At 72.9% G+C, this 12,860-nt stretch carries 14 protein-coding genes; 4 read left to right on the top strand and 10 right to left on the bottom strand.

Going from position 1 to position 12,860, the window contains the following annotated elements; translation table 11 throughout:
• Nucleotides 1–21: 21 nt before the first annotated feature.
• From J3A75_RS31220 to J3A75_RS31200, 5 genes are all read right to left on the bottom strand, one after another.
• Nucleotides 22–999, bottom strand: coding sequence for a Gfo/Idh/MocA family protein (locus tag J3A75_RS31220; RefSeq protein ID WP_058608368.1), 978 nt, complete (start codon nucleotides 997–999; stop codon nucleotides 22–24).
• Nucleotides 1,000–1,098: 99 nt separating this feature from the next.
• Nucleotides 1,099–1,920, bottom strand: coding sequence for an alpha/beta fold hydrolase (locus J3A75_RS31215; RefSeq protein WP_071000256.1), 822 nt, complete (start codon nucleotides 1,918–1,920; stop codon nucleotides 1,099–1,101).
• A gap of 79 nt (nucleotides 1,921–1,999) precedes the next feature.
• A complete protein-coding gene (locus J3A75_RS31210) occupies nucleotides 2,000–2,410 on the bottom strand; it encodes a DoxX family protein (RefSeq protein ID WP_024828494.1) in 411 nt (136 codons plus the stop codon).
• Nucleotides 2,411–2,444: 34 nt separating this feature from the next.
• Nucleotides 2,445–3,077, bottom strand: coding sequence for an alpha/beta hydrolase (locus J3A75_RS31205; RefSeq protein WP_024828495.1), 633 nt, complete (start codon nucleotides 3,075–3,077; stop codon nucleotides 2,445–2,447).
• A gap of 69 nt (nucleotides 3,078–3,146) precedes the next feature.
• Nucleotides 3,147–4,070 (bottom strand): ring-cleaving dioxygenase, encoded by a 924-nt coding sequence (locus J3A75_RS31200; RefSeq protein ID WP_024828496.1) that lies wholly within the window; start codon nucleotides 4,068–4,070, stop codon nucleotides 3,147–3,149.
• A gap of 119 nt (nucleotides 4,071–4,189) precedes the next feature.
• Here J3A75_RS31200 and J3A75_RS31195 point away from each other — a divergent pair, with 119 nt between their 5' ends.
• Nucleotides 4,190–5,128, top strand: a complete 939-nt coding sequence (locus J3A75_RS31195; protein ID WP_043343129.1) for a LysR family transcriptional regulator — start codon at nucleotides 4,190–4,192, stop codon at nucleotides 5,126–5,128.
• A gap of 289 nt (nucleotides 5,129–5,417) precedes the next feature.
• The gene (locus J3A75_RS31190; RefSeq protein ID WP_024828498.1) at nucleotides 5,418–6,113 is read left to right on the top strand and encodes a GntR family transcriptional regulator; all 696 of its coding nucleotides are present in this window, start codon (nucleotides 5,418–5,420) and stop codon (nucleotides 6,111–6,113) included.
• 25 nt (nucleotides 6,114–6,138) lie between these two features.
• Here the strand turns inward: J3A75_RS31190 and J3A75_RS31185 are convergent, their stop codons facing one another.
• From J3A75_RS31185 to J3A75_RS31170, 4 genes are read right to left on the bottom strand one after another with little or no spacing between them, the layout of a single operon-like run.
• Nucleotides 6,139–6,717, bottom strand: coding sequence for a GbsR/MarR family transcriptional regulator (locus J3A75_RS31185; protein WP_012321841.1), 579 nt, complete (start codon nucleotides 6,715–6,717; stop codon nucleotides 6,139–6,141).
• A gap of 48 nt (nucleotides 6,718–6,765) precedes the next feature.
• Nucleotides 6,766–6,888: a DUF2474 family protein gene (locus tag J3A75_RS31180; protein WP_012321840.1), complete on the bottom strand. Its 123-nt coding sequence runs from the start codon at nucleotides 6,886–6,888 to the stop codon at nucleotides 6,766–6,768.
• Nucleotides 6,888–7,895, bottom strand: a complete 1,008-nt coding sequence (gene cydB, locus J3A75_RS31175; RefSeq protein ID WP_012321839.1) for a cytochrome d ubiquinol oxidase subunit II — start codon at nucleotides 7,893–7,895, stop codon at nucleotides 6,888–6,890. The genes J3A75_RS31180 and cydB overlap by 1 nt, the downstream gene beginning before the upstream one ends.
• Nucleotides 7,896–7,902: 7 nt before the next feature.
• Nucleotides 7,903–9,321: a cytochrome ubiquinol oxidase subunit I gene (locus tag J3A75_RS31170; protein ID WP_209650902.1), complete on the bottom strand. Its 1,419-nt coding sequence runs from the start codon at nucleotides 9,319–9,321 to the stop codon at nucleotides 7,903–7,905.
• Nucleotides 9,322–9,578: 257 nt separating this feature from the next.
• Here J3A75_RS31170 and J3A75_RS31165 point away from each other — a divergent pair, with 257 nt between their 5' ends.
• Nucleotides 9,579–10,799 (top strand): pyridoxal phosphate-dependent aminotransferase, encoded by a 1,221-nt coding sequence (locus J3A75_RS31165; RefSeq protein ID WP_063110173.1) that lies wholly within the window; start codon nucleotides 9,579–9,581, stop codon nucleotides 10,797–10,799.
• Between the two features lie 55 nt (nucleotides 10,800–10,854).
• Here the strand turns inward: J3A75_RS31165 and J3A75_RS31160 are convergent, their stop codons facing one another.
• Entirely contained in the window at nucleotides 10,855–11,781 is a 927-nt protein-coding gene (locus J3A75_RS31160; protein WP_029359869.1) for a dihydrodipicolinate synthase family protein, read from the bottom strand.
• Nucleotides 11,782–12,018: 237 nt separating this feature from the next.
• Between J3A75_RS31160 and J3A75_RS31155 the strand changes: the two genes are divergently transcribed.
• A complete protein-coding gene (locus tag J3A75_RS31155) occupies nucleotides 12,019–12,804 on the top strand; it encodes an amino acid ABC transporter substrate-binding protein (RefSeq protein WP_012321835.1) in 786 nt (261 codons plus the stop codon).
• Nucleotides 12,805–12,860: the final 56 nt, after the last annotated feature.

Below are 12,860 nucleotides of genomic sequence, written 5' to 3'. Positions count from 1 at the left end.
AGGGTCCGAGGGCCTCCGCCCTCACAGCGCCAGGATAGCCTCGACGACCTCCTGCACGTCGAGCGCCTCCGCGAAGGTGGCGAGGTGGTGGGGCTCGCCGCGCGCCATGCGGACGACGCCCTCGAGCTGGCGCCGGAGGGTGATCGGCCGCAGCCGCTCGTTCGGGATCGCGTCGGGCTCCGGCTCGAACCGCCCGTCGGCGCCCCGACGCTCGGCGATGGCCCAGTCGCGCAGCCGGACGGCGCCCGCGTCGCCCTCCAGCGTCCACGTGTTGTGGTCGTCGGCCTCGACGCCCCCGACCCGGCCGGTCAGGGTGACGGGGATCCCGCCCGCCGTGAGCGTCACGTCGATCGCGCGCTCGGACCGGCCCGGCTCCGGGAAGGCGATCCGTCCGGCGAGCCCCGCGAGCGGGCCGAGCTGGCGGCGGGCCAGGAAGAGGAAGTGCGAGACCACCTCGCGGGTGAAGCCGCCCTCGCCGCGCGCGTCGAGCCAGCGGGCAGCGTCGGCCTGCCACGGGCGGGGCCAGCGGGCGAAGGCCACCGCCACGGTGAGCGTCCGGGGCGTGCCGACCGCGCCGGCCGCGATCCAGCGCTCGAGGGTGGCGACGCCCGGCGACGAGGCGAACGGGAAATTGACCGCGCCCGCGCCCCCCGCCTCCGCCACGAAGGCGCGGGCGTCGGCGCGGTCGATGGCCAGCGGCTTCTCGCAGAAGACGCTCCGGCCGGCCGCCAGGGCGGCGCGGGCGTAGCCGAGATGCGAGGCGGGCGGCGAGGCGACGTAGACGCAGTCGCTCGCCGCGACGACGGCGGCGGGATCGGCCACCCGCGGCACCGCCGGGAACGCCGCGCCGATCCGGGCCAGGGCCTCCGGGGCCGGGTCCCAGATCGCCGCGACCCGCACGGGCGAGTCCGCTGCCCCGTGGATCGCGCCGAGCAGGCGCTCACCCATGATGCCCGCGCCGATGATCCCGAGGGCGAGCGGTGCGGCGGAGGTCGGCATGCGGGGATCCGTGCGGAGGTTCGGGATGACCGGCCGCGCGGCGCGGCCCGTCGCAGGCTTTAGGAGCCCGGGCCGGCGCGGGAAAGGCCGCCGGTCTCCTCAACCTTGGATGAAGGCGAGCAGGTCGGCGTTCAGCCGGTCCTTGTGGGTGGCGGCCAGGCCGTGCGGGGCGCCCGGATACTCCTTCAGCACGGCGTTCGGCACGAGCTTGACGGCGGCGCGCGCCGCGGCGTCGATCGGCACGATCTGGTCGTCGTCGCCGTGCACCAGCAGGGTCGGCACGTCGATGCGCGTCAGGTCCTCGGTGAAGTCGGTCTCCGAGAAGGCCGCCACGCAGGCGTGCACGTTCCGCAGCCCGGCCATCATGCCCTGCATCCAGAACGTGTCCCGCATACCGTCGCTGACCGCGGCGCCGGGACGGTTGGCGCCGTAGAACGGGCCGCTCAGGTCCTTGAAGAACTGCGACCGGTCGCGCAGGACCGAGTCCCGGATCCCGTCGAACACGTCCCGGGGCAGGCCGCCCGGATTCGCGTCGGTCCGGACCATCTGGGGCGTCACGGCCCCGACCAGGACCGCCTTGGCGACGCGCGCCGTCCCGTGCCGCCCGAGGGTGCGGGCGACCTCGCCGCCGCCGGTGGAGTGGCCGACCAGCACCGCGTCGCGCAGGTCGAGATGGGCGATCAGCCCGGCGAGGTCGTCCGCGAAGGTGTCCATGTCGTTGCCCGACCAGGGCTGCCCGGAGCGACCGTGCCCGCGCCGGTCATGGGCGATGACCCGGAACCCGCGCTCCGCGAGGAACAGCATCTGGTCCTCCCAGGCGTCGCCGTTGAGCGGCCAGCCGTGGCTGAAGACCACCGGCTGCCCGGTGCCCCAGTCCTTGTAGTAGATTTGGGTCCCGTCCCGCGCGGTGAAGTAGGGCATCGTGGTCTCCCGAGGGTCGAAGGGCGGGGGTCGAAAGGTGGAGGGCGAGAGGCAAGGGTCGCGCGGATCGCCGGACTGGTCAGGCCCGGCCCTGCCGCGCGTCGAGGCTGAGCGGGCCGGCCCCGAAGGCCGCGACCTGAAGCAAGCCGCCGGCCATGGCGAGGTTCTTCAGGAAGTGGAACATCTGGTTCTGGTCGCCGAGGGCCGCGTGGAAGGTCACCGCGGTGGCCACCGCGAAGAGCGCGAGGACCAGGGCGACCAGCCGGGTGCGGTAGCCGGCGACGAGCAGCAGCCCGCCGACGACCTCCACGCCGGTCGCCGCCGCGTAGGCGAGAGGCGGCAGCGGCAGGTGGGCGGCCTCGATGGTGGCGAGCGTCGCGGCCGGGGCCGCGAGCTTCCCGGCGCCGCTCACGAGGAAGATCGCGCTCATCAGGACCCGGCCGGTCACCGGCAGCAGGGCGGTCGCGCTGGAAGAGGAGATCGGGGACATCGTCGAACGCTCCGTCCTGTCGTGCGCGGCCGAGTCAGGCCGCTTCGGGAAGTGCGAGGCCGCGAAGCCAGTTCAGCGCCAGGCCGATATCGGCCTGCGACAGGCCGTGGCCGACCGGCAGGATCCGGTGCTCGACGCGGGCTCCGGCCGCGGTGAGCTGCTGCGCGAGGCGCCGCGCATTCTCCGCGGGCACGATCGGGTCCATCGCCCCGGAGAGGATCAGGACCGGCCGGCCGGCGAGATCCGCGACCGGCGGCTCGGCGAACGGGACCATCGGGCGGAGCAGGACAGCGCCCGCCAGGGTCTCGGACCGGAGCAGCAGCAGCGACGCGGCGATGTTGGCGCCGTTCGAGAAGCCCAGCGCCAGGGGCGCCCCGATCCCGTACCGCGTCCGGGCGGCCGCCACGAAGGCCGCGAGGTCGCCGGTGCGGCGGCGCAGGTCCGCCTCGTCGAAGACGCCCTCGGCCAGGCGCCGGAAGAAGCGCGGCATGCCGTTCTCGCTGACGGCGCCGCGGGGCGCGAGCAGGGCGGCCTCCGGCGCGACCGTGCGGCCGAGGGGCAGGAGGTCGTTCTCGTCGCCGCCGGTCCCGTGGAGGAGCAGCAGCGGACGCGCGGTGTCGGGACCGGGCTCGAAGCGGTGGATGAAGCCGGCGGTGTCCTGGGTCATGATGGCCTCACGGGTGGCGGGGAGAGGTCCCGCCCCGCGCGGGCGCGGGGCGGGCGTGGTGGTCGCGGCTCAGGCGACCTTGGGCAGCACGGCCTCGATCTCGGCCCGGTGCGGCTCCAGGCCGGCGGGGAGCTTGAGGGCCTGGCCGAGGGCCTCGATCGGCTCGTCCACCGCGAAGCCGGGCGCGTCGGTGGCGATCTCGAACAGCACGCCGCCGGGTTCGCGGAAGTAGATCGAGCGGAAGTACTGGCGGTCGCGCTGCTCGGTGACGTGGAGCCCCCGTGCCTCGAGAGCCCGGCCCATCGCGGCCTGCGCGGCGTCGTCCGCCGCCCGGAACGCGATGTGGTGGACCGAGCCGGCCCCCGGGCGGCCGGGCAGGAACCCGCCGACGGCCCGCAGGGTGACGAGACCGCCGAGCTCGGCGCTGCCCGCGAAGCGGATCAGGTTGCCCTCGCGGCCGACCTCCTCCAGCCCGAGCACCTCCGTGAGGATCGCGGCGGTCGGCTCGGCCCTGTCGATGAGGAGGGTCACCCCGTGCAGGCCGCGGATCGCGTGCTCGGCCGGCACCTCGCTCGACGCCCAGCCCTCCGCGTCGCCGACGTTCACGCCCACCAGCGCGAGCATCATGCCGTCCGGGTCGCGGAAGCGCAGCGTCGGCGCGCCGAAGACCTGGACCAGCGGCTCGTGGGCGACGCCCTTCTCGATGAGCCGGTGGGTCCACCAGCCGATGGAGGCGCGGGGGACCCGGAAGGCGGTCTCCTGGGTCTCGCCGATCCCGACGCGGCCCGGCGCGGCGTGCTCGACGGGGAAGAAGGTCAGGATCGTGCCGGGCCGACCGGCCGCGTCGCCATAGTACAGGTGGTAGGTGCCCGGATCGTCGAAGTTGACGGTCTTCTTCACCAGCCGCAGCCCGAGGATCCGGGTGTGGAAGTCGAGGTTGCGCAGGGCCGGCCCGGAGAAGGCCGTGACGTGGTGGAGGCCGGTCTGAACCATGGCGATGTCTCCCGACGGAAGGCCGCGACGGGCGGCCTGTTGCGATGACGGGAATGTGCCCCTTGCCATGAGCCGCGAAAATAGAAACGATGGAAACCTATCGTTTCTGGAAATGGCTGATGAGACTGCCCGATTTCGAGGCCTGGGCCGTGTTCGCCAAGGTGGTGGAGACCGGCTCATTCGGGCGCGCCGCCGCGGAGCTCGGCCTGTCGAAGGCCACGGTCTCGAAGGCGGTGAGCCGGCTCGAGCTGCGGATCGGCGCCCGCCTGTTCAACCGCACGTCGCGGAAGCTCGCCCTCACCGAGGCCGGGCAGGCCGCCAAGGACGGCGCCGCGCGCATCCTGGCCGAGGGCGAGGCCGCGGAAGCCCTCGCCACGGCCGGTGCCGCGGAGCCGCGCGGGCTGGTGCGGCTCGCAGCGCCGATGACCTTCGGGGTGATGCACGTGGCGCCGATCCTGCCGGCCTTCTTCCGGGAGTACCCGGCCGTGTCGGTGGATCTCCACCTGTCGGACGCGGTCGTCGACCTCGTCGGCGGCGGGTTCGACATCGGGCTGCGCATCGCGGCCCTGCCCGATTCCTCCCTGCGCGCGCGCCGGCTCTGCGGGATCCGCCGCTCGCTGGTCGCCACCCCCGCCTATCTCGACCGCCACGGCCGGCCCGAGCACCCGGACGACCTCGTCCGCCACACCTGCCTCGGCTACGCCTACCTGCCGACGCCCGACCGCTGGCGATTCGTGGACGGGAGCGGCGCGGAGGCCGTCGTGGTGCCGGCGGGCCAGCTGCGGGCGAACAACGCCGAGGCGCTGGCGCCGGCGCTGCGGGCCGGGCTCGGCCTCGCCCTGCAGCCCGACTTCATGATCTGGGACGACCTCGAATCCGGGCGCCTCGAGCGGGTGCTGCCGGCCTGGTCGCCGCCGCCGATCGCCCTGCACCTCGTGACGCCCCCGGGCGACCCGAGGCCGGCCCGGGTGACGGCGCTGATCGCCCATCTCGGCCAGGCCCTCGGCCAGGCGCCCTGGGCCGCTCCGCAGCCGCGGCGCGACCCGGCGGACCGGTGAGCCGCGCGTCGGCGCCCTCCCCGCCGCCGGCCCCGATCCGTGCGCCTCATTCACCTGGATCAGTGTCGGGGTCGTGCGCCTGCGCTATCGGCGCGTCGCACGGATCCGAATCGCGGCGCGGTCCTTGCTGCTCGGCGTTCCGGGCGACAGCCGCGGCGCGCGGTCCCCGTGCAATCCGTCGGCCCATCTAACCTCAGGTTTATTCGGGACAATCTGGCATTGGACAGACGCGCGTTTTCCGGGCAAGAGGCTTCCGTGTATACATGTATACCGTTCTCCTGAGGCACTGATGTCCCCCACGGGCCCTGGACGTCCTGCACCCGACCGGCTGCGGCACAAGACCGTGGCGGCGGCCGTCGCGGATTCCCTGCGCGAGCAGATCCTGAACGGGGATCTGCCGCCGGGGGTGCAGCTGCGCCAGGACGCCCTGGCGGAGGAGTTCGGGATCAGCCGCATCCCGGTCCGCGAAGCCCTGCTGCAGCTGGAGGCCAGCAAGCTCGTGCGGATCGTGCCGCATCGCGGGGCGGTCGTGACGGGCCTGTCGCTCCAGGAGGTCGAGGACATCTTCCAGCTGCGCGTTCAGCTCGAGCCGCAGCTGCTCCAGCTCTCGGCACCGCACCTGACCCCCGACGACATCCGCGATCTCGACGCCCTCTCGAAGGAGTACGGCGCGGCGCTGGAGACCGGCCAGGTCCTCCGCTGGGGCGACCTGAACAGCCGCTTCCACCTCGACCTGATCCGGCACGCCGGCCGGCCGCGCTCCCTGGCGATCGTGTCCGCGCTCCTGCAGGATTGCGAGCGGCCGACGCGGCTGCAGATCTCGACCTCCGAGGACGCGACCCGCGCGGTCAGGGAGCACGCGCAGATCCTGGCCCTGTGCGAGGCCGGCAAGTCCGACGAGGCGGCCGCCTGCCTGCGGCGCCATATCGAGCATATCGGCGTCTCGCTCATCGCCCTCTACCGGGGCGCGCTCGTCGAGGCGTGAGGGGGCCCGCCCCCGCGCGGCCGGGTCAGTCCGGCTTGGCCGACCGGCCGCCGATCCGGCCCGGCAGGCGGGTGAGGCGATCCTTCATCTCCAGCACCTTCTGGACCTTCGAGCCGAGAGTCAGGAGCTGGACGAGGCGCTCGGTGTCGAGGCGGCGCACGTCCGCGTACCATCCGGCGAACAGCTCGAAGAGGTCGTGCATCTCCCGGAGCCGCGCCTGGGCGTGCCGCTCCTCCTCGGTCCCGGGCTCCTGCATCAGGAGCTCGCGCAGGAGTGTCAGCGTCGGGTCGACCTCGCGCTTCTTGCGCTCCTCGACCAGCGTGCGGACGATCTGCCAGATATCCTCGGGCGTCGTGAAGTAGTCGCGCCGATCGCCCGGCCTGTGCTGGAGCCGGACGAGGTTCCAGGCCTGGAGCTCCTTCAGGCCCATGCTGACGTTCGAGCGCGACACGCCGAGCCGCTCGACGATCTCGTCGGCGTTGAGCGGCCGCTCGGCCACGAACAGCAGGGCGTAGATCTGCCCCACGGTCCGGTTGATGCCCCAGCGCGAGCCCATCTCGCCGAAATGCAGCACGAAGGTCTGGACGAGCGGGGGCAGCTGCACGGCAGGGATCCGACGCGGGGAGAGGTCAGGCGGGCGCCCCCCGGCTTATCAGCTCTTGAGCCAATACCGGAGGACCGTCGCGACGAAGCCGAGGCCGACGATGCTCGAGGCCCAGAGCCCCGCGAACCACGCGAGGCGTTTCCAGAGGGGCTGTGCTGCTGCGGGTGCCATCAGTGATATCCGTGCGCGTCGACTTTGCCGCGGAAGACCCAGTACGCGTACGCGGTGTAGGACAGTATGATCGGGATCAACACCGACGCGCCGGCGAGCAGGAAAATCTGGCTCGCCTCGGGGGCGGCCGCCTGCCAGATCGTGATCCGGCCCGGCACGACGTCGGGGAAGATGCTGATGCCCAGCCCCGCGAAGGTCAGGGCGAACAGCCCCAGCGCGATCAGGAAGGGCGCCCGCTCGGCGCCGCCCCGCAGGGTGCGCCACAGGGCGAAGGCCGCGAGCGCCACGAGCAGCGGCACCTGCGCGGTGACGAGCACGTTCGGCATCGCCAGCCAGCGCTCGTAGTAGCGGCCCTGGAGGAACGGCGTCACCGCGCTGACGAGCGCGATGGCCGCGACCGTCGCCGCGGTGAGGCGCAGGGCGAGGCGCCGGGCCCGCGCCTGGAGCAGGCCCTCGGTGCGCATCACCAGCCACGTCGCCCCGAGCAGCGCGTAGGCGACGACGAGGCTCGCGCCGACGAGGAGGCTGAAGGGCGTGAGCCAGTCCCACCAGCCGCCGGCATAGGCCCGCCCCTCGACCGCGATGCCCTGCAGCAGCGCGCCCAGCGCGATGCCCTGGGCGAGGGCCGCCACCAGCGAGCCGCCCGCGAAGGCCACGTCCCAGGCGGCGCGGTGGCGGGGATCGCGCCAGCGGAACTCGAAGGCGACGCCGCGGAAGATCAGGCCGAGGAGCATCGCGATGATCGGCGCGTAGAGCGCCGGCAGGATCACCGCGTAGGCCAGGGGGAAGACGGCGAACAGGCCGCCGCCGCCCAGAACCAGCCAGGTCTCGTTGCCGTCCCAGACCGGGGCGACCGAGTTCATGGCGGTGTCCCGTTCCTCGCCCGGTCGCAGGACCGGGAACAGCAGGCCGATGCCGAGATCGAACCCGTCCATGACGATGTAGGCGAAGACCGCGAAGGCGATCACGAGCGCCCAGACCACCGTGAGGTCGAAGCTGTAGGCCATGGGTCCCTCACTCGGCCGGCTGGAGGTGACGGTCGGGATCGATCGCCGGGGCGGGCGTGATGCCCGCCGTCCGGATCGGCGCGCCGGGCTCGATCCCGCTCTCGCCGGCGTGCGGGGGCTGGCCCATCAGGCGCAGGATGTAGCCGGTGCCCATGGCGAAGACCGCGAAGTAGATCACCACAAAGGCGGTGAGCGAGGCCGCCACCGCCGGCGCGTGCAGCGGCGAGGCCGACTGCGCGGTGCGCAGCAGGCCATAGACCGTGTAGGGCTGGCGCCCGACCTCGGTGGTGATCCAGCCGGCCAGCACCGCCACGAACCCCGCCGGGCCCATGGCCACCGCGAAGCGGTGCAGCGGGCGCCACGCGTAGAGGGTGCCGCGCCAGCGGGCGAGGAGGCTCAGGGCGCCCAGGAGCAGCATCAGCATCCCGAGGCCGACCATGACGCGGAACGACCAGAACACGATCGGCACCGGCGGCCACTCCGCCCGCGGCAGGCTGTCGAGCCCCTTCAGGGGCGCGTCGAGGGCGTGCTTCAGCACCAGCGAGGACAGCTTCGGGATCTCGACCGCGTAGCGCACCGTGCCGGACTCCTGGTCGGGCAGGCCGAACAGCACCAGCGGCGCGCCGTCCGGGTGGCTCCGGAAATGGCCCTCCATGGCCATGACCTTGGCGGGCTGGTGCTCCAGGGTGTTGAGGCCGTGCGCGTCGCCCGCGAGGATCTGGACCGGCGCGACCAGGGCGGCCATCCACATCGCCATCGAGAACATCGTCCGGGCGGCCGGGTTGGCCCGGTCGCGCAGCAGGTGCCACGCGCCGACCGCGCCCACCACCAGCGCGGTGGTGAGGTAGGCGGCGAGCACCATGTGCACGAGGCGGTACGGGAAGGACGGGTTGAACACGATCGCCCACCAGTCCAGCGGCACGAACTGGCCCTCGGCGTTGGTGCCGTAGCCCGCCGGCGTCTGCATCCACGAGTTCACCGCCAGGATCCAGAACGCCGAGAAGAAGGTCCCGAACGCCACCATCAGCGTCGCCGCGAAGTGCAGCCGCGGCCCGACCTTCGTCATGCCGAACAGCATCACGCCGAGGAAGCCGGCCTCCAGGAAGAAGGCCGACAGTACCTCGTAGGCCATCATCGGGCCCAGGACGGGGCCGGTCTTGTCGGAGAAAACCGACCAGTTCGTGCCGAACTGGTAGGACATCACCAGCCCGGACACGACGCCCATCGCGAAGGCGATCGCGAAGATCTTTATCCAGTACTTGAACAGGTCCATGAAGACCTGGCGGCCGGTGGCGAGCCAGAGCCCCTCCAGCACGGCGAGGAAGCTCGCGAGGCCGATCGAGAAGGCCGGGAACACGATGTGGAAGGCCACGGTGAACCCGAACTGCATGCGGGCGAGGATCAGGGGATCGAGGTTGGCGAGCACGTCGGGCCTCCGGCTCTGGGCGCGACTCGTCCTATAGCAATTTCAGAAATATCTGAAAAGTCGGAACATACGGGAGCCCGCGCGGCGTCGGGCCGCGCGCCGGCGCGCGGCGGCGATCCGGGCATCGGGGGTCTGGACGTCCGCGCCCGAACGCGTCAGGGTCGCGGCATTCCCTACAGGTCGGGACCGCGCGGGCCCCTGGACGCGCGCCGCGCGACGGGACGCCGCGTCCCGACGCAAGGAGAGCACGCGCCCCCATGGCCGACACCCCCGTCTCCGCCGCGCCCGTCGATCTCGCCGCCGCGCTCTCGGCGCGCATCCGCGGCATCGGCACGAGCCAGATCGGCCTCGTGGCGGATCGCGGGCGCGACGACCCGGAGGTGGTCAAGCTGTGGATCGGCGAGGGCGACCTGCCGACGCCGCCCTTCATCGTCGAGGCCGCGCACCGGGCGATGCTGGCCGGGCACACCCGCTACACGACGTCGCTGGGGCTGCCGGCGCTGCGCGCGGCGCTCGGCGCCTACCACGCCCGCCACTGGGGCGTGGAGATCCCGCCGGACCGGTTCGGCGTCACGGCGGGCGGCATGAACGCGATCATGCAGGCGGCGCAGGTGCTGCTGGAGCCGGGCGACGAGATGATCATCCCCTCCCCGGCCTGGCCCAATCTCGGCGAGGCGGTCCGCATCGCCGGCGGCGTGCCCGTGACGGTGCCGTACCGCCGCCTGCCGGACGGGCGCTTCGCGCTGCCGCTCGCCGACATCGCGGCGGCGATCACGCCGCGCACCCGGGTGATCATGGTGAACTCGCCCTCGAACCCGACGGGCTGGACCATGCCGCTCGCCGAGATGAGAGCCCTGCGTGACCTCGCCCGGGAGCGCGGCCTCTGGATCCTCTCGGACGAGGTCTACGCGCACTTCACCTACGGCAACCGGATCGCGCCGTCCTTCCTGCAGATCTGCACGGAGCACGACCGGCTGATCGTGACCAACACCTTCTCGAAGAACTGGGCGATGACCGGCTGGCGGGCCGGCTGGGTGATCTATCCCCGCGGCCTCGCGCCGACCTTCGCCAAGCTCGGGCAGTACAGCACCACCTCGATCCCGACCTTCGTCCAGCACGCCTGCATCGCGGCCCTCGAGGAGGGCGACGGCTTCATCCGCACGATGGTGGACCGCTGCGCCGAGGCCCGGTCGATCCTGGTGGAGGGGCTGTCGCGCCTGCCGGGCGTCACGGTCGCGCCGCCGGACGGGGCCTTCTACCTCATGGCCCGGATGGGCGGCGACGAGCCGAGCCTCGACCTGGCGCTGCGCCTGCTGCGGGAGGCCAAGGTCGGCGTGGCGCCCGGCACCGCCTTCGGCCCGGAGGGCGAGGGCCTCGTGCGGATGTGCTTCGCCATCAGCCCGGACCTGGCGCGGGAGGCGGTGCGCCGGCTCGCGGGCGTGCTCGGGACCCGGGCGCCGGCCGCCGCGGCGCAGTGAACCGGGCGGGGTCCGGCGGCCCTTCCGCCGCCGTGCGGTCCCCGCCCGCGCCGGCTCAGCGACCCCAGCGCAGGACCAGCGCGTCGTTCCGCCGGGCGAGCTCGATCAGGCCGGCCCGCGTCGCCGGGTGCAGGGGCTGGATCGGCAGCCGCGCGGTCTCGCTCGCGATCACCCCGCCCTCGGCCATCAGCGCCTTGCAGGCGAGCAGGCCGCACTGCCGGTTCTCGTAGTTGATCAGCGGCAGCCAGCGCGCGTAGGCGTCCATCGCCTCCTCCCGGCGGCCGGCCGCGTAGGCGTCGGTGATCTGGCGGATGCCGTCCGGGTAGCCGCCGCCGGTCATCGCACCCGTAGCGCCGGCGTCGAGGTCGGCCATCAGGGTGATCGCCTCCTCGCCGTCCCACGGGCCCACGACGGCGTCGCCGCCCAGCGCGATCAGCTCGCGGAGCTTGGACGCGGCGCCCGCGGTCTCGATCTTGAAGTAGGCGACGTTCGCGATCTCCCGGGCCATGCGCGCCAGGAGCGGCGCCGACAGCGGCGTGCCCGCCACCGGCGCGTCCTGGATCATGATCGGGATCGCGATCGCGTCCGAGACCGCGCGGAAGAAGTCGACGATGCCGAGCTCCGGCACGCGGATCGTGGCGCCGTGATAGGGCGGCATGACCATCACCATCGCGGCGCCGGCCGCCTGGGCGCGGCGCGAGCGCTCGGCGCAGACCTGCGTGGCGAAGTGCGTCGTCGTCACGATCACCGGCACGCGGCCGGCGACGTGCTCCAGCACGGCGTGCATCACCCGCTCGCGCTCGTCGTCGGTGAGGACGAACTGCTCGGAGAAGTTGGCCAGGATGCACAGGCCCTGGCTGCCGGCGTCGATCATGAAGTCGACGGCCCGGCGCTGCCCGTCGAGGTCGAGGGCGCCCGACGCGTCGAAGACCGTGGGGGCGACCGGGAAGACGCCGCGATAGGCGCGGGCGGGCGAAGTCATGCGCGATCCTCCTGCCGGGATCGCGCATCCGGCGGACGACCGTGTCCGCGGGCGGGATCCGGGCGCCTCTTAGCACGCGGCCTCGATCCTGGCGCGGGCCGGGGCGCGCGCACCGAGCAGTCGACAAGCGCACCGGCTTTCCTGTACGGCCGAGCTCTTCTTTGCTTTGTCCCTCGACAGCCGAGATCACGCGCGGCGGCCGCACGAGAACAGCGTTCTCTTTTCGGAGCTACTGTAATGCGATTTTTCTCTGCCAGCCGCGTCGCGGCGTTCGTCGTCGCGGCGCTCCTCGGCGCAGCCGCCAGCGCGCCCGCGAAGGCCGACGATCTCGACGCGATTCGCGCCGCCAAGACCCTGCGCATCGGCACCGAGGGCACCTACGCGCCCTTCACGTTCCACGACGCGTCCGGGCAGCTCGTCGGCTTCGACGTGGAGATCGGCCGCAAGGTCGCCGAGCAGCTGGGCGTCACGCCGCAATTCCTCGAGGGCAAGTGGGACGGGCTGATCGCCGGGCTCGACGGCAAGCGCTACGACGTGGTCATCAACCAGGTCGGCATCACCAAGGAGCGGCAGGCGAAGTTCGACTTCTCCGAGCCCTACATCCGGGCGCGGGCCGTGCTGATCACGCGGGCGGACCGGTCCGACATCAAGTCCTTCGCCGATCTCAAGGGCAAGAAGGCCGCCCAGAGCCTCTCCAGCAACTTCGCGCGCCTCGCCGAGCAGTCCGGCGCCGAGCTCGTCGGGACGGACGGCTTCGACCAGTCGGTCCAGCTCGTCCTCACCGGCCGCGCCGACGCCACCGTCAACGACAGCCTGTCGTTCCTGGACTTCCACAAGCAGAAGCCGAACGCCCCCGTGAAGATCGCCGCCGAGCAGGCCGACGCGGACGCCTCCGGGATCATCATGCGCAAGAACAACCCGGCGTTGAAGGCCGCGATCGACAAGGCGCTGGAGGCGATCCGGGCCGACGGCAGCTACGCGGCGATCGCCCAGAAGTACTTCGGGGCCGACGTCTCCAAGTAACCCGTCCGCGGCGCGCCCGCCCGGGCGCCGATCCCGCACAGCCCGCCGCTCGATCC

Origin of the sequence: Methylobacterium sp. PvP105, from assembly GCF_017876975.1 — a bacterium.
GTDB lineage: Bacteria > Pseudomonadota > Alphaproteobacteria > Rhizobiales > Beijerinckiaceae > Methylobacterium > Methylobacterium radiotolerans.
This window is presented reverse-complemented; position numbering and strand designations above follow the sequence as displayed.